The sequence below is a fragment of the Isoptericola sp. BMS4 genome, assembly GCF_011634835.1.
Classification (GTDB): Bacteria; Actinomycetota; Actinomycetes; order Actinomycetales; family Cellulomonadaceae; genus Isoptericola.
Genome location: NZ_SIRP01000001.1, coordinates 2,335,679 through 2,351,410, shown reverse-complemented (window position 1 = coordinate 2,351,410; position 15,732 = coordinate 2,335,679). Strand labels below are relative to the sequence as shown.

The following is a 15,732-nucleotide window of genomic DNA, read 5'->3' as shown; positions in this document are numbered from 1 at the left end:
GGTCGCCCCGGTCCTCCCGCCCACGGCACGCACGGACCGCACGGCGTGCCGCGGACCTCGACGACATCCGTAGGAGAGGAAGGCAGCCCGATGACCGAGAGCACGACCGAGGAGACCCGACCGACGCGGCGCCTCAGCGAGGCGGGGGTGTCGATCTGGCTCGACGACCTGTCCCGCGAGCGGCTGGACACCGGCAACCTGGCGGAGCTCGTCTCCACCCGCGACGTCGTCGGCGTGACGACGAACCCGACCATCTTCGCCAAGGCGCTCTCGGACGGGGACGCCTACTCCGGCGTGCTGGCCGAGCTGGCCGGCACCGACGTGGAGCCCGCCGTCGAGCGCATCACCACCGACGACGTGCGCGCCGCCGCCGACGTGCTCCGCGGGGTGTACGACGCCACGCAGGGCGTGGACGGCCGCGTGTCCATCGAGGTCGACCCGCGGCTCGCCCGCGACACCGAGGCCACGGTCGCCACCGCGAAGCGCCTCTGGGCGACGGTGGGCCGGCCCAACGTCATGATCAAGATCCCCGCCACCGTCGAGGGTCTGCCCGCCATCACCGCGGTCCTCGCCGAGGGCATCAGCGTCAACGTCACGCTGATCTTCTCGATCGAGCGCTACCGCGCGGTGATGGACGCCTTCCTCGCCGGCCTCGAGCAGGCCCGCGCCAACGGGCACGACCTCGCGCCGATCGGCTCGGTCGCGTCCTTCTTCGTCTCCCGGGTCGACTCCGCCGTGGACGCGGCCCTGGAGGCCGAGGGCGGCGAGGAGGCGCTCGCGCTGCGCGGCAAGGCCGCCATCGCGAACGCGCGGCTGGCGTACGCCGCCTACGAGGAGGTCTTCGCCTCCGAGCGGTGGTCCGCGCTCGCCGCGGCCGGCGCGCACGCCCAGCGGCCGCTGTGGGCGTCGACCGGCGTCAAGAACCCCGAGTACCGCGACACGATGTACGTCGACGAGCTGGTGGCGCCGGGCGTCGTCAACACGATGCCCCAGGCCACACTCGACGCGTTCGCGGACCACGGCCTCGTCGTGGGCGACACGGTGTCGGGCACCGCCGAGGACGCGGCCGCCACGATCGCCGCCATCGAGGCCCACGGCGTCTCGATGGACGACGTCACCCGCCGGCTCGAGGACGAGGGCGTCCAGAAGTTCGAGGTGAGCTGGGACGAGCTGCTCACCACCACGAAGACCGGCCTGGACGCCGCCGGCGCCTGACCCGCCCGTGGCGCCGGGCTCCCGTCCCGGCGCCACGGCCGGCCGCGCGCCGACGCCCGGCGCAGCCCACACCACCGCACGAGAGACGGGACACCGTGACACCCGCGAACATCACCGCCGAGCACAACCCGCTGCGCGACCCGCTGGACCTGCGCCTCCCCCGCATCGCCGGGCCCTGCGGCCTGGTGATCTTCGGGGTCACCGGCGACCTGTCGCGCAAGAAGCTCATGCCCGCCGTGTACGACCTGGCGAACCGCGGCCTGCTGCCGCCCGGCTTCGCGCTCACCGGCTTCGCACGGCGTGACTGGGAGGACCAGGACTTCGCCCAGGTCGTGCACGACGCGGTCAAGGAGCACGCCCGCACCCCGTTCCGGGAGGCGACCTGGAAGCAGCTCGCGGAGGGCATCCGCTTCGTGCAGGGCTCGTTCGACGACGACGCGGCCTTCGACCGCCTGCGGCAGACGGTCGAGGACCTCGACGCCGAGCGCGGCACCGGCGGCAACCACGCCTTCTACCTGTCCGTGCCGCCCGGCGCGTTCCCGCTCGTGTGCCGCCAGCTGTCCGAGTCGGGCCTGTCCCGGCCCTCGGACGACACGTGGCGGCGGGTCGTCATCGAGAAGCCGTTCGGGCACGACCTGGCCAGCGCGCGCGAGCTGGACTCCGTGGTCTCGGAGGTCTTCGACCCCGAGTCGGTGTTCCGCATCGACCACTACCTCGGCAAGGAGACCGTCCAGAACCTCCTCGCCCTGCGGTTCGCCAACCAGCTGTTCGAGCCGCTGTGGAACAGCAACCACGTCGACCACGTGCAGATCACCATGGCCGAGGACATCGGCATCGGTGGGCGCGCCGGCTACTACGACGGCATCGGCGCCGCCCGCGACGTGATCCAGAACCACCTCCTGCAGCTCCTCGCCCTCGTCGCGATGGAGGAGCCGGTGAACTTCGACGCCGCGGCGCTGCGCGCGGAGAAGATCAAGCTGCTGTCGTCCGTGCGCCACCCCGACGGCGAGCTGTCCGACCACACCGCCCGCGGCCAGTACACCGCCGCGTGGCAGGGCGGCGAGAAGGTCGTCGGCTTCCTCGAGGAGGAGGGCTTCAACCCCGAGTCCACGACGGAGACGTTCGCGGCCGTCCGCCTCGACGTCGACAACCGGCGCTGGGCCGGCGTGCCGTTCTACCTGCGCACCGGCAAGCGGCTCGGCCGGCGCGTCACCGAGGTCGCCGTCGTGTTCAAGAAGGCGCCCCACCTGCCGTTCGAGTCCTCGCTCACCTCCGAGCTCGGCAGCAACGCGCTGGTCATCCGCGTGCAGCCGGACGAGGGCGTGACGCTGCGGTTCGGCGCCAAGGTCCCCGGCACCGCGATGGAGGTCCGGGACGTCACGATGGACTTCGGCTACGGCCACTCGTTCACCGAGTCCTCCCCCGAGGCGTACGAGCGGCTCATCCTCGACGTCCTCCTCGGCGACCCGCCCCTCTTCCCCACCCGGGAGGAGGTCGAGCTGTCCTGGAAGATCCTCGACCCGATCATCGAGCACTGGGCCGCGTCGGGCACGGCGCCCGAGCCGTACCCCTCCGGGTCCTGGGGGCCGTCGTCCGCCGACGCCATGATGGCCCGCGACGGCCGCGCCTGGCGACGCCCGTGACGATGCCCCCGAGCATCCCCGTCAGCCCTCCCGTGGGCACGGACCCGCACGACGCCGAGACGCGGGCGGGGGCCCGCGGCGGCCACCGCAGAGGAGACCTCCGATGATCATCGACATGCCGGACACGACGACGAACGCCGTCGGCAAGCGGCTCGACCGCCTGCGCGACGAGGGCGGCGCCGTCGCCCTCGGCCGCGTCCTGACCCTGCTCGTCCTCGCCGACGAGGCCGACGTCGAGAGCGCGATCGACGCCGCGAACCACGCCAGCCACGAGCACCCCTGCCGCGTGGTCGTGGTGCTTCCCCTCCCGGAGCAGGACTCCCCCGCCCGGCTCGACGCCGAGATCCGCGTGGGCGGCGACGCGGGAGCGTCGGAGGTCGTGGTCCTGCGCGCCTCGGGCGAGATGCTCGAGCGCACCGACACCCTCGTCATGCCGCTCCTGCTGCCGGACGCGCCCATCGTCGTGTGGTGGCCCGGCGGCGGGCCCGACGTCCCGTCGGCGCACCCCGTCGGGGGCATGGCGCAGCGACGCATCACCTGCACCACGGCCGCGGACCAGCCCGTGGCGATGCTGGACCGGCTCGCCAGCGGCTTCCGCCCCGGCGACACCGACCTCGCCTGGGCGCGCGACACGCTGTGGCGCGGGCTGATCGCCGCCGCGCTCGACCAGCCGCCGTACGAGCCGGTCACCGCGGTACGCGTCGAGGGCGAGGAGCAGCACACGTCGCTGGACCTCCTCGCCGCCTGGCTCGGGCTCAAGCTCCAGTGCCCCGCGACGGTGGTGCGCGTCCCCGACGCCGACGCCATCACCCGCGTCACCCTCGAGCGCGACAGCGGCCCGATCGTGCTCGACCGCCCCGACGGCCGGCTCGTGACGATCACCGAGCCGGGCAAGCCGGACCGCCGCGTGTCGCTGCCGATCCGGACGCTCAGCGAGGCGCTCATCGAGGAGCTGCGCCGGCTCGACCCCGACGAGCTCTACGGCGAGGTCCTCACCCGGGGCCTCGCCCTGGTCGAGACGGTGCGGGAGAACGCGTGAGCACGCCCGCACCGCACGACCCGCTCGTCGTCGTCCACCCGGACGCCGGCACCCTGGCGCAGGCGGCCGCCGCCCGGCTCCTCACCCGTCTTCTGGACGTGCAGTCCGTGCGCAGCCCCGTGCACGTGGTGCTCACGGGCGGGACGGTCGGCATCCGCACGCTCGCGGCGGTCGCCGACAGCCCGCTGCGCGGCGCCGTCGACTGGTCCGCCGTGCACCTGTGGTGGGGCGACGAGCGGTTCCTGCCCGACGGCGACCCCGACCGGAACGCCACGCAGGCCCGGGCAGCGCTCCTCGACACCCTCGTCGCCGACTCCGGCCTCCCGCCGGCCCACGTGCACGAGATGCCGGCACCGGGGACGGTCGTCGACGGCGCGACCGTCACGACGCCGGAGGAGTCCGCGGCCGCCTACGCCACCGAGCTCGCCCGGTACGGCGACCCGCTCCCCCGGTTCGACGTCCTGCTGCTGGGCATGGGCCCCGACGGGCACGTCGCCTCCCTCTTCCCCGGGCACGAGGCCCTCGGCGCCGCTGGCGTCGCGGTGGGCGTGCACGGCTCGCCCAAGCCGCCGCCGGAGCGCGTCTCCCTGACGTTCGACGCCGTCCGGCGCGCGCGGGAGGTGTGGGTCGTGGCGGCGGGCGCGGAGAAGTCCGCGCAGGCCGCCGCCGCACTCGCTCGCGGACCCGTCGCCGAGGTCCCCGCCGCCGGCGCGACCGGGAGCGAGCGCACCCTCTGGCTGCTGGACGCGGCCGCCGCCGGCGCCACCGCACCCTCGCGGGGCTGACCGCGTCGGCGGCCTCGGGGCGGGTCGTCCCGCCCCGAGGCCGCGGTGGGAGCTGTCAGGCGCGGGCGGCCGCCAGCCGCGCGGGAGTCTCGTCGTCGAACTCGGCGAAGAACTCGCCGACCCGCTCGGTGAGCTCGTTCATCCCGTCGCACGCGAACAACGTCGGCTGGTAGTGCGAGATGTCGTACTCGACCGTGCCCATGGCGTGGAAGTCGAGCGGCAGGATGGTCGCGTCCCGGAACTCCTCGATCTCGCCGTACGACGAGAGCAGCCCGGCGCCGTAGCAGCGCAGCTCACCGTCCTCGTACATGACGCCGAACTCGATGGTGAACCAGAAGACGTCGGCGACGAACTGGAGGCCCTCGGCGGTCTCGCAGCGGCGGGCCGCCTCCCCCGCGCGCCGCTTCACCTCGGCGATCCGCGGGTTCGCCAGCAGGTTCCCGTGCCCGACGATCTCGTGGATGATGTCCGGCTCCGGCGTGTACAGGGGCTGCGAGCCGTGGCGCAGGTACTGCGTGGAGTGGAACACCCCGTCGGCCAGCGACCCGTAGAACACGTCCAGCGGCACCAGGCCGGCGGCCGGGTGAAGCCGGAAGTCGCTGAGCTCCGTGAGGCGTGCGCTCACCTCGTCGAGCTGCGGCACGCGGTCGGTCGGCAGGCCGAGGTCCTCCTTGCCCTCGAGGAACCCGCGGATCGCGAGCCGTTCGTGCTTCGGCGCAAGCTCCTCGCTGACCCTGCGCCAGATCTCGTTCTCCTCCTCGGTGTACTCGACCGTCGGAACCGGGGCGCCCGGGGTCCACCGCAGCGCCGGTCCGGCGATCTCCTCACGACGTCGCCGGTAGACCGCATCGTGTGCGCCCGGGTGGTCGTCCGTCAGGTGTACTGTGACGCCCTTGTCGTCCTCGGTGACGGGGGCGTACAACTGTCCTTCTTCGAACATGCTGGCGAGCCTACGCCCGGGCCGAGCCGTTCGACATCCCGCACGGACGCCCGGGCGCCGGGCGGCTCACCACGCGGTCCTACCCCGCTCTGCGCAGCCCCGACCGGCGTGCCTGCAACGTCTCCAGCGCCTCGGCCAGGAGGGCGGCGCCGTCCTCCTCGGATCGGCGCTCCTTCACGTACGCCAGGTGCGTCTTGTACGGCTCGTTGCGCAACGGGTCCGGCGGGTTGGCGGCGTCACGCCCGGCGGGGAACCCGCACCGCGGGCAGTCCCACACTTCGGGGGGCTCGACGTCCTCGCCCGCCGAGAAGCTCGGGGCGGTCTCGTGCCCGTTCGCGCACCAGTACGGCACCCGCACCCGCGGCGCCGCCTCTCCTCGTGCTGTCTCACCCATCGGGCCCGCGCCCACGCGCGAGCCCCGGATCGCATGACCGGCAGTAGCCACGTCGTGTCGTCCTCACCTTCGACTCAGTGGGCGTTCACCCACGGACGATCTTCGTGATTGTCGGTGGCCGGCCCCCCGAGCCCCGACCCACCACGTGTGCCCCCTGCACCTCCCGCACGGCGGCAGCCGCCGCGCGGACGATGACGGAACTGCTAGCTGACCTTGGTGATGAGCCCGAGCAGGACGACGACGACGAACCACACCAGGGCGAAGCTGACCGTGATGCGGTTGAGGTTGCGCTCGGCCACGCCGGAGCTCCCGGCCGCGCTCGAGATGCCGCCGCCGAACATGTCGGACAGGCCGCCGCCCTTGCCCTTGTGCATGAGGATGAGCATGATCAGGAACGCGCTGGTCAGCACCAGCACCACCTGAAGGATGATCTGCAAAACGTCCACGTCGCGCTCGCCCGTCCTCGTTCGTCGTCTCTGCTGCGTCGGTCCACCCCGGGCGTTCCCCCGGGGCCTGGTCAAGACTATGTGACGAGAGCCTCCCGAGGCGAACAGCGATGTTTCCACCGCGTGACACCCCGGGAGGCTCTCCGCGCCGTCGTCTCAGGCGCCGTCGGCTCAGGCGACGTGCGCCTGGTAGCGCACGATCTTCGCGAACTCGACCGGGTCGAGGCTCGCGCCGCCCACCAGGGCGCCGTCGACGTCGGGCTGCGCCATGATCTGCGCGACGTTCCCCGACTTCACCGAGCCCCCGTACAGGACCCGGACGCCCGACGCCAGCTCGGCGTCGTAGAGCTCGGCCAGGCGGCCGCGGATCGCGCCGCAGACCTCCTGGGCGTCCTCGGGCGTGGCCACCTCGCCCGTGCCGATGGCCCACACGGGCTCGTACGCGACCACCACGGACGCGACCTGCTCGGCCGGCACGTCCGCGAGGGCGCCGTCGAGCTGCGCCAGCGTGTACGACACCTGGTCGCCCGCCTTGCGGACGTCCAGGCCCTCGCCGACGCACAGGATCGGCACGAGACCGTGCTCGAACGCGGCGCGCACCTTGGCGTTCACCAGGGCGTCGTCCTCGGCGTGGTACTCGCGGCGCTCGGAGTGGCCCACCGCGACGTAGGTGCAACCGAGGCGCGACAGCATCGGGCCCGACACCTCGCCGGTGTACGCGCCCGACGCGTGCGCGGACACGTCCTGCGCGCCGTAGCGCACGTCCAGCTTGTCCGCGTCGACGAGCGTCTGCACGGAGCGCAGGTCCGTGAACGGCGTCAGGACCGCCACCTCGACCTCGGCGTAGTCGTGCTTCGCGTCCTTGAGCGTCCACGCGAGCTTCTGCACCGTGGCGATCGCCTCGGTGTGGTCCAGGTTCATCTTCCAGTTGCCCGCCATCAGGGGCGTGCGGTTCGTGGCCACGGTGGCTCCTCGTTCTGGGTCGTACGGGTGGGTTGCGGGCGGCGCGCCGGCTCAGCCGCGGTGTTCACGGTCGGCCCGTGCCTGCGCTCCGCGCCGGGCGAGCGCCTCGTTCCTCGGCCCTCACCCTCTGCTGCGCTCCGGCTCAGTCCTCCAGGACCTGCAGGCCCGGCAGGACCTTGCCCTCGAGCAGCTCGAGGCTCGCGCCGCCGCCGGTGGAGATGTGGCTGAAGCCGGCCTCGTCGAAGCCGAGCGCACGCACGGCGGCCGCCGAGTCCCCGCCGCCCACGATCGAGAAGGCGCCCGCCGCGGTCGCGTCGACGATCCCCTGGGCGACGGCGCGCGTGCCGCCCGCGAACGCGTCGAACTCGAACACGCCCATGGGGCCGTTCCAGGCGATCGTCTTCGCGTCGGCCAGCTTGGCGGCGAACTCCGCGCCCGAGGCCGGGCCGATGTCCAGGCCCATGGTGCCATCCGGGATGGCGTCCGCCGGCACCGTGCGGTGCCGGGCGTCGGCGGCGAACGAGTCGGCCGCGACGATGTCGGTCGGCAGCACGATCTCGACGCCGTTCTTCTCCGCGTCGGCCAGGTAGCCCTTGACCGTGTCGACCTGGTCCTCCTCGAGCAGGGAGGAGCCGACCGAGTGGCCCTGCGCGGCGAGGAAGGTGAAGACCATCCCGCCACCGATGAGCAGGCGGTCCGCCTTGGTCAGGAGGTTCTCGATCACCCCGAGCTTGTCGGACACCTTCGACCCGCCGAGGACGACCGCGTACGGGCGCTGCGGGTCGGTGGTGGCGCGCGAGAGCGACTCGACCTCCGTGAGCACGAGGTCGCCCGCCGCCGCCGGCAGCACCTTCGCGACGTCGTACACCGACGCCTGCTTGCGGTGCACGACCCCGAACCCGTCCGAGACGAACGCGTCGGCCAGGGCGGCGAGCTCGCCTGCCAGCTCCTCGCGCTCCGCGTCGACCTTCGAGGTCTCGCGGGCGTCGAAGCGCACGTTCTCCACGAGCGCGACCTCACCGTCGGACAGGCCGGCCACGGTCGCCTGCGCCGACGGACCCGTCACGTCCTCGGCGAGCCGGACCTCCTTGCCGAGCAGCTCGCCCAGCCGGGCGGCGACGGGGGCCAGGGAGTACGCCGCATCCGGGGTGCCCTTCGGACGACCCAGGTGGGCGGTGACGACGACGCGGGCGCCGGCGTCCGCGAGACGGCGCAAGGTGGGCAGCGCGGCGCGGATGCGGCCGTCGTCGGTGATGGTGGTGCCGTCCAGCGGCACGTTGAAGTCGGAGCGGACGAGGACGCGCTTGCCGCGCAGGTCGCCGAGGGAGTCGATGGTCTTCATGGGCACACCTTGTCCAGGTCGGAGCGGATACGAGGGGTGGGCGGGGCCGCCGGGTGGCGCCCCGCGACCGAGCGGGCGGAGAGCGGCCGGAGGGGGCGTGCGCGGGTGTCGCAGCCCGCGCACGCGACGACGTCCGCGTGCGCAGCCGCCGTGGCGGCGCTCACGCGGACGTCGTGGCTCACGCTCGGTCGCCCGGGCGGGTCAGAGCTTCTCGCCGACGAAGGTCGTCAGCGCGACGAGGGAGTTCGAGTAGCCCCACTCGTTGTCGTACCAGGAGACGACCTTGACCTGGTTGCCGATCACCTTGGTGAGCTTCGCGTCGAAGATGCTCTGGTGCGGGTCGGTCACGATGTCCGAGGAGACGATGTCGTCCTCGACGTACTCGAGCACACCCTTGAGCGGGCCCTCGGCGGCGGCCTTCACGGCGGCGTTGACCTCGTCGACCGTGACCTCCTTCGAGGCCTCGAAGGTGAGGTCGGTGGCCGAGCCGGTGATCACCGGGACGCGCACGGCGTAGCCGTCGAGCTTGCCCTTGAGCTCCGGCAGCACCAGGGAGACCGCCTTGGCCGCACCGGTCGAGGTCGGCACCAGGTTCTGGGCGGCGGCACGCGCACGGCGCAGGTCCTTGTGCGGGCCGTCCTGCAGGTTCTGGTCACCCGTGTAGGCGTGGATCGTGGTCATCAGGCCACGCTCGATGCCGATCGAGTCGTTGAGGGCCTTGGCCAGCGGCGCCAGGCAGTTGGTGGTGCACGACGCGTTGGAGATCACGTGGTGCGCGGCCGGGTCGTACTGGTCGTTGTTCACGCCCATGACGAAGGTCGCGTCCTCGTTCTTCGCCGGGGCGGAGATGATGACCTTCTTGGCGCCGGCGTCGATGTGCGCCTTGGCCTTGGTCGCGTCGGTGAAGAAGCCGGTGGACTCGATGACGATGTCCGCACCCAGCTCGCCCCAGGGCAGGTTGGCCGGGTCGCGCTCCGCGAGGGCGCGGATCTTGTGGCCGTCGACGATGATGTTGTCGTCGTCGAACTCGACGTTCTTGGGGAACCGGCCGAGCACCGTGTCGTACTTCAGCAGGTGGGCCAGCGTCTTGTTGTCGGTCAGGTCGTTGACGCCCACGACCTCGATGTCCGCACCCGACTCGGTGAGAGCGCGGTAGAAGTTCCGTCCGATCCGGCCGAAGCCGTTGATCCCGACGCGGATGGTCACGATTGCCCTCCTCAGGGCGCGCCGGGAATGGTCCGGCGCACACGGTTGATGCCGACTTCCGCGCGTCTCGAGCGACGCGCTGATGACTCACGCGCGACCCCGGCGCCCGCGACGTCAAGCCTCCGAGCGTTCTGCCTGGGGTCACGTCGTCGTCACCTGACGTGCCGAGCCTATACCCAACATGTACCCCCCGCCGACCCGGTCACGACCGTGAGACGCGTGGTCTTACCTCACGGTTCGGGGCCCGCGGGGCATGCCTCAGAGGTCCAGCAGGTCCGGCGAGAGCCCCGCCTCGGTGTCCGGCAGCCCCTGCTCGAGCGCCTTCTTGTCGGCGGTGGACAGCAGCCGCCGGATACGGCCCGCGACCGCGTCCTTCGACAGCTGCGGGTCGGCGAGCTGGCCGAGCTCCTCGAGCGACGCCTGCTTGTGCGCGAGGCGCAGCTCCCCCGCCTGGCGCAGGTGCTCGGGCACCTCGTCGCCGAGGATCTCGAAGGCGCGCTGCACGCGCGCGCCCGCCGCGACCGCGGCACGCGCCGAGCGGCGCAGGTTCGCGTCGTCGAAGTTCGCCAGCCGGTTGGCCGTGCCGCGCACCTCCCGCCGGGCCCGGCGCTCCTCCCAGGTCGCGCGCGTGGTGACGGCGCCCATGCGCCGCAGGACCTCGCTGATCGCCTCGCCGTCGCGCACGACCACGCGATCCACGCCCCGGACCTCGCGCGACTTGCCCTGCACGCCCAGCCGCCGGGCCGCGCCGACCAGGGCGAGCGCCGCCTCGGGGCCCGGGCAGGTCACCTCCAGCGCCATCGAGCGCCCCGGCTCCGTCAGCGAACCGTGCGCCAGGAAGGCACCGCGCCACACGGCCTCCGCCTCGGCCACGCCCGCCGACACCACCTCGGGGGCCAGCCCGCGCACCGGGCGGCCCCGCGAGTCCAGCAGGCCCGTCTGCCGGGCGAGCGACTCGCCGTCGCGCACCACCCGCACCACGTAGCGGTGGTGCTTGCGCAGGCCGCCCGCCTGCACCACGATCAGCTCGCTCGTGTGCCCGTACAGGTCCGTGATCGCCCGCCGCAGCCGCGCGGCGGCGGACTCCGTGTCCAGCTCGGCCTCGATGACCACGCGACCGGAGATGATGTGCAGACCACCGGAGAACCGCAGCATCGCCGAGACCTCGGCCTTGCGGCACGACGTCCGCGTCACCTTGATCTGCGCGAGCTCGTCCTTCACCTCTGCAGTCAGCGCCATGGCGTCATCCTGCCACGCCGTCGCCGACCGGGGCCCCCGGGCGAACGTCGGCGGGCGGGGGGCGCGGCACCGCGCGCGCTCACACGTCCCCGTACACGCCCTCGAACACGTCCCGGAACGCCGCGGCCAGCCGCAGGGGGTCGTGCTGCGCGCTGCCGTCGCCCCGCCGCACCTGCCGCATGAGCAGCCGGGCACCCATGCCGTTCGCCGACGCCGCCAGCGCGGCGACGTCGTCGACCGCGGAAGGGTCCGCGACGACGGCGTCCACACGCAGGTCGGGCGCGTGCCGGTGCAGCGCCGCCAGGTGGTCGGGCGCCGACAGGCCGTGGGTCTCGCCCCGCTCCGCCGACAGGTTGAGCGTCACGCACACCCGCGCGTCGGTCTCGTGCAGCGCGGCGGCGAGCTCCGGCACCAGCAGGTGCACGAGGACGGACGAATACCACGAGCCGGGCCCGAGCACGACCCAGTCCGCCGCGCGCACGGCCTCGACGGCCTCCGCGCACGCCGGCGGGTCGGCCGGCACCAGCCGGAGCTGCTCGATCCTCCCGTCGGTGACGGCCACCCTGCTCTGCCCGACGACCGTCTCGCGCGCCACCGCCCCGTCGTCGCCGTCGCGGTGGACGTCGGCCTCGACCACCAGCGGCACCGACGCCATCGGGAGCACGCGCCCGCGCGCCCCCAGCAGCCTGCCCACCCAGTCGAGGCCCGCGACGGTGTCGCCCAGCTGCTCCCACAGGGCGACGATCATGAGGTTGCCCATCGCGTGGTTGTCCAGGTGGCCCGACGAGACGAACCGGTGCTGCAGCAGGTCGCTCCAGGTGCGCCCCCAGTCCGAGTCGTCGCACAGCGCCGCCAGCGCCATGCGCAGGTCGCCCGGCGGCAGCACGTCGAGCTCCTCGCGCAGCCGGCCCGACGAGCCGCCGTCGTCGGCGACCGTCACCACGGCCGTGAGCCGGTCGGACATGAGCCGCAGGGCCGACAGGCTGGCGGACAGCCCGTGCCCCCCGCCCAGCGCCACGACCGCCGGCGCGCTCGACGTCGTGCGCCCCACGTCACTCCTTCCCGAGGTCCCGCGCGGTCACGGTCACGCGCTGCCCGGCCTCGCCCAGCCGACGCCCGATCTCGCCCGCGATCGCCACCGAGCGGTGCTTGCCGCCGGTGCACCCGACCGCGATCGTCACGTACCGCTTCTCCTCGCTGAGGTATCCCGCGAGGACCGGCTCGAGCGCCGACACGTAGCGGTCGATGAACTCGCGCGCCCCGGGGCGGGCGAGCACGTAGTCGCGCACGGGGGCGTCGCGGCCGGTCAGGTGGCGCAGCTCGGTGATCCAGTACGGGTTGGCCAGGAACCGCACGTCGACGACGTGGTCGGCGTCCAGCGGGAGCCCGTACTTGAAGCCGAAGGCGAGCACGTTCACGCGCAGCGCCTCGGGGGCGCCCTGCGCGACCGACGCACGCACCTCACGCGCCAGGTCGTGCACCGACATGCCCGAGGTGTCGATGACGACGTCGGCCCGCTCGGCGATCGAGGCCAGCGCCCGGCGCTCGTCCGCGATGCCGTCCAGGATCCGCCCCTCGCCCTGAAGGGGGTGCGGGCGCCGCACGCTCTCGTAGCGGCGGACGAGCACCTCGTCGCTAGCGTCCAGGTACACGATGCGGTAGTAGACGCCCGCGTCGCGCAGGTGCTCCAGCACCTCGCTGAGCTGCGAGAAGTACTCGCGGCCGCGCACGTCGACCACCACGGCCAGCCGCTCGACGGACGAGCCCGCCCGCGTCATGAGGTCCACCAGCGGGACGATCATCATCGGCGGGAGGTTGTCCACCACGTACCAGTCGAGGTCCTCCAGCACGCCCGCCGCACGGCTGCGCCCGGCACCCGACATCCCGGTGATCACCACGACCTCGGGCTCGGCGGGCTCCGGCGCGGGGGTCGCCGCCTCGATCTCGGGGATGCCCTGCGGGACCGTGGTCGGGGACGGTTCCGCGGACGGCGGGGTGTCCGGCGTGGGGCGCGACGGGTCGCTCATGCGGAGTCCTCCCTGCACGATCGCTGCGGTGCCTCGCTCCGGCACACCTCGTTCCTCGGCATCCCTCCGCGGGGGCTCCTCGCGCTCATAAGGTGTCCCTCCTGCACGATCGCTGCGGTGCCTCGCTCCGGCACACCTCGTCCCTCGGCATCCCTCCGCGGGGGCTCCTCGCGCTCATGCGTCCAGCATGCCAGCGCTCCGCCGGCCCGGGTCGCTCGGCGCGCTGGCCCGCGGCGGCTCCGAGCCTCCCGTGCCGGCCAGGGCCGCGACGACCGCCTCGGCCGTGCGGCGCCCGACGCCCGGGACCTCGGCGATCTCGGTGACGTCCGCGGCCCGGAGCCGCTTCACCGAGCCGAAGCGCTCGAGCAGCGCCTTGCGGCGGGCGGGTCCCAGGCCGGGGACGTCGTCGAGCACGGACGACGTCATCCCCTTGCTCCGGCGGCGCCGGTGCTGCGCGATCGCGAAGCGGTGCGCCTCGTCGCGGACGCGCTGCAGCAGGTACAGGCCCTCCGAGGACCGCTGCAGGATCACGGGGTAGTCCTCCCCCGGCACCCACACCTCCTCCAGCCGCTTGGCGAGCCCGCACAGCGCGACGTCGGTGATGCCGAGCTCGTCGAGCGCACGGGCGGCGGCGGCGACCTGCGGAGGACCGCCGTCCACGACCACGAGGTTCGGCGGGTAGGCGAAGCGCTTGCGCTGCTCCTCCGGCTCGGCAGCGACCTCACCGGACCGCAGGCCGCCCGCGGCGCCGGCCCCGCCGTGCTCGCCCCTGTCCTCGTCGCTGTCGTCCAGCTCGACCTCGCCGGAGGCGAGCCGGTCGGCGAGGTAGCGCCTGAACCGGCGGGTGATCACCTCGTGCATCGCGGCCGTGTCGTCGCGCGCGCCGTCGCCGTCGGGGCCCCGCACGGAGAACGAGCGGTACTCGCTCTTGCGCGGCAGCCCGTCCTCGAAGACGACCATGGACGCGGACTGGTACGAGCCCTGGGTGTGGGACACGTCGTAGCACTCGATCCGCAGCGGCGCCGAGTCGAGCTCCAGGGCCTCCTGGATCTCCCGCAGCGCCTGGCTCCGGGTGGTGAGGTCGCCGGCCCGTCGTGTCCGGTGCAGGGCGAGCGCGTGCTCGGCGTTGGCCCGCACCGTCCCGGCGAGCTCGCGCTTGGGGCCGCGCTGCGCCACCCGCAGGTCCACGCGCGCCCCCCGCAGCCCGCCGAGCCACGTCGCCATCTGCTCCGGGTCGGGCGGGAGCACCGGCACGAGCACCTCGCGCGGCACCGCGTCCCGTGCCTCGGCACGGGCACGCGCACGGGTCTCCGGGTCGTCGGACGACCCCGCGGAGGCGCGCGCGTCGTCGGCCGCGCCGTAGACCTGCTGCAGCAGGTGCTCGACGAGCTCGGCGTCCGTGACGTCCTCGACCTTCTCGACCACCCAGCCGCGCTGCCCACGGATGCGGCCGCCGCGCACGTGGAACACCTGGACGGCGGCCTCCAGCTCGTCGCCGACGAGAGCGAAGACGTCGACGTCCGTGGCGTCGGGCAGGACGACGGCGTTCTTCTCCGTGGCCCGCCGCAGCGCGGCGATGTCGTCGCGCAGCCGCGCGGCCTGCTCGTACTCGAGGTTTCGCGCCGCCTCGGTCATCCGCTCCGTGAGCCGCCGCTCGAACCGGCCCGTGTCGCCGGCCATGAAGTCGCAGAAGTCCTGCGCGAGCTGCTTGTGGTCGGCCTCGGAGATCCGGCCCACGCACGGCGCGGAGCACTTGTCGATGTACCCCAGCAGGCACGGCCGGCCGCTGGCGTGCGCCCGCTTGTAGACGCCGGCCGAGCAGGTGCGGACAGGGAACACCCGCAGCAGCAGGTCGAGGGTCTCGCGGATGGCCCACGCGTGCCCGTACGGGCCGAAGTACCGGTTGCCGGGCCGCTTGGCGCCCCGCATCACCTGCGCCCGCGGGACGGCGTCGGCCATCGTGACCGCCAGGTAGGGGTACGACTTGTCGTCGCGGTACTTCACGTTGAACCGCGGGTCGAACTCCTTGATCCACGAGTACTCGAGGGCGAGCGCCTCCACCTCCGTGCCGACGACGGTCCACTCCACCGAGGCGGCGGTGGTCACCATCGTCTGCGTGCGGTGGTGCAGGTGCGCGACGTCCTGGAAGTAGCTCGACAGCCGCGCCCGGAGGTTCTTCGCCTTGCCGACGTAGATCACCCGCCCGTGCGGGTCCCGGAAGCGGTAGACCCCCGGCGAGGTCGGGATCTCCCCCGGCTTCGGGCGGTACGTCGCTGGGTCTGCCATGCACGCCAGGGTAGGCCAGGGCACCGACGTCCCCGGCCCGCGGTCGCGGGGCCTCCTGCCCGCCCCGCGACCGCGCGACCTCCTACTTCATCGTTCCCTGGGTGACGGAGCCCTGGAGCTGGCGCTGGAAGATCAGGTAGGCGATGAGCACCGGCACGATGGTGATGACCACGGCGGCGAACATCGCCCCGAAGTCGACCGCGTACC

At 73.3% G+C, this 15,732-nt stretch carries 14 protein-coding genes and 1 pseudogene; 4 read left to right on the top strand and 11 right to left on the bottom strand.

Going from position 1 to position 15,732, the window contains the following annotated elements:
• Positions 1 to 90 precede the first annotated feature (90 nt).
• The 4 genes from tal to pgl all read left to right on the top strand — a co-directional run bounded on the left by tal (position 91) and on the right by pgl (position 4,682).
• The gene (gene tal, locus EYB28_RS10475) at positions 91 to 1,215 is read left to right on the top strand and encodes a transaldolase (protein ID WP_166847485.1); all 1,125 of its coding nucleotides are present in this window, start codon (positions 91 to 93) and stop codon (positions 1,213 to 1,215) included.
• A gap of 95 nt (positions 1,216 to 1,310) precedes the next feature.
• Positions 1,311 to 2,858: a glucose-6-phosphate dehydrogenase gene (zwf, locus tag EYB28_RS10470; RefSeq protein ID WP_166847482.1), complete on the top strand. Its 1,548-nt coding sequence runs from the start codon at positions 1,311 to 1,313 to the stop codon at positions 2,856 to 2,858.
• 103 nt (positions 2,859 to 2,961) lie between these two features.
• Positions 2,962 to 3,897, top strand: coding sequence for a glucose-6-phosphate dehydrogenase assembly protein OpcA (locus EYB28_RS10465; RefSeq protein WP_166847479.1), 936 nt, complete (start codon positions 2,962 to 2,964; stop codon positions 3,895 to 3,897).
• Positions 3,894 to 4,682 (top strand): 6-phosphogluconolactonase, encoded by a 789-nt coding sequence (gene pgl / locus EYB28_RS10460; protein WP_166847476.1) that lies wholly within the window; start codon positions 3,894 to 3,896, stop codon positions 4,680 to 4,682. Before EYB28_RS10465 ends, pgl begins: the two co-directional genes overlap by 4 nt.
• A gap of 55 nt (positions 4,683 to 4,737) precedes the next feature.
• Here the strand turns inward: pgl and EYB28_RS10455 are convergent, their stop codons facing one another.
• The 11 genes and pseudogenes from EYB28_RS10455 to EYB28_RS20325 all read right to left on the bottom strand — a co-directional run.
• Positions 4,738 to 5,622 carry a phenylalanine 4-monooxygenase gene (locus tag EYB28_RS10455; protein ID WP_166847473.1) on the bottom strand — a complete coding sequence of 295 codons (885 nt, stop codon included), beginning with the start codon at positions 5,620 to 5,622 and terminating at the stop codon, positions 4,738 to 4,740.
• A 79-nt stretch (positions 5,623 to 5,701) separates the two neighbouring features.
• Positions 5,702 to 6,067 (bottom strand): RNA polymerase-binding protein RbpA, encoded by a 366-nt coding sequence (locus tag EYB28_RS10450; RefSeq protein ID WP_166847470.1) that lies wholly within the window; start codon positions 6,065 to 6,067, stop codon positions 5,702 to 5,704.
• Positions 6,068 to 6,219: 152 nt separating this feature from the next.
• Positions 6,220 to 6,462 carry a preprotein translocase subunit SecG gene (gene secG, locus EYB28_RS10445; protein ID WP_166847468.1) on the bottom strand — a complete coding sequence of 81 codons (243 nt, stop codon included), beginning with the start codon at positions 6,460 to 6,462 and terminating at the stop codon, positions 6,220 to 6,222.
• Between the two features lie 171 nt (positions 6,463 to 6,633).
• Positions 6,634 to 7,401 carry a triose-phosphate isomerase gene (tpiA, locus tag EYB28_RS10440; RefSeq protein ID WP_240930722.1) on the bottom strand — a complete coding sequence of 256 codons (768 nt, stop codon included), beginning with the start codon at positions 7,399 to 7,401 and terminating at the stop codon, positions 6,634 to 6,636.
• Positions 7,402 to 7,567: 166 nt separating this feature from the next.
• A complete protein-coding gene (gene pgk, locus EYB28_RS10435; RefSeq protein WP_166847462.1) occupies positions 7,568 to 8,767 on the bottom strand; it encodes a phosphoglycerate kinase in 1,200 nt (399 codons plus the stop codon).
• Between the two features lie 201 nt (positions 8,768 to 8,968).
• Entirely contained in the window at positions 8,969 to 9,973 is a 1,005-nt protein-coding gene (gene gap, locus EYB28_RS10430) for a type I glyceraldehyde-3-phosphate dehydrogenase (protein ID WP_166847459.1), read from the bottom strand.
• A 258-nt stretch (positions 9,974 to 10,231) separates the two neighbouring features.
• On the bottom strand, positions 10,232 to 11,212 hold the full coding sequence (whiA, locus tag EYB28_RS10425; RefSeq protein WP_166847456.1) for a DNA-binding protein WhiA: 981 nt from the start codon (positions 11,210 to 11,212) through the stop codon (positions 10,232 to 10,234).
• A gap of 79 nt (positions 11,213 to 11,291) precedes the next feature.
• On the bottom strand, positions 11,292 to 12,263 hold the full coding sequence (gene yvcK, locus EYB28_RS10420; RefSeq protein WP_166847453.1) for a uridine diphosphate-N-acetylglucosamine-binding protein YvcK: 972 nt from the start codon (positions 12,261 to 12,263) through the stop codon (positions 11,292 to 11,294).
• Position 12,264: 1 nt separating this feature from the next.
• The gene (rapZ, locus tag EYB28_RS10415) at positions 12,265 to 13,239 is read right to left on the bottom strand and encodes an RNase adapter RapZ (protein WP_166847450.1); all 975 of its coding nucleotides are present in this window, start codon (positions 13,237 to 13,239) and stop codon (positions 12,265 to 12,267) included.
• A 174-nt stretch (positions 13,240 to 13,413) separates the two neighbouring features.
• Positions 13,414 to 15,525 (bottom strand): excinuclease ABC subunit UvrC, encoded by a 2,112-nt coding sequence (gene uvrC / locus EYB28_RS10410; RefSeq protein WP_166847448.1) that lies wholly within the window; start codon positions 15,523 to 15,525, stop codon positions 13,414 to 13,416.
• Positions 15,526 to 15,607: 82 nt separating this feature from the next.
• A pseudogene (locus tag EYB28_RS20325) lies at positions 15,608 to 15,732 on the bottom strand (carbohydrate ABC transporter permease); the annotation flags it as partial.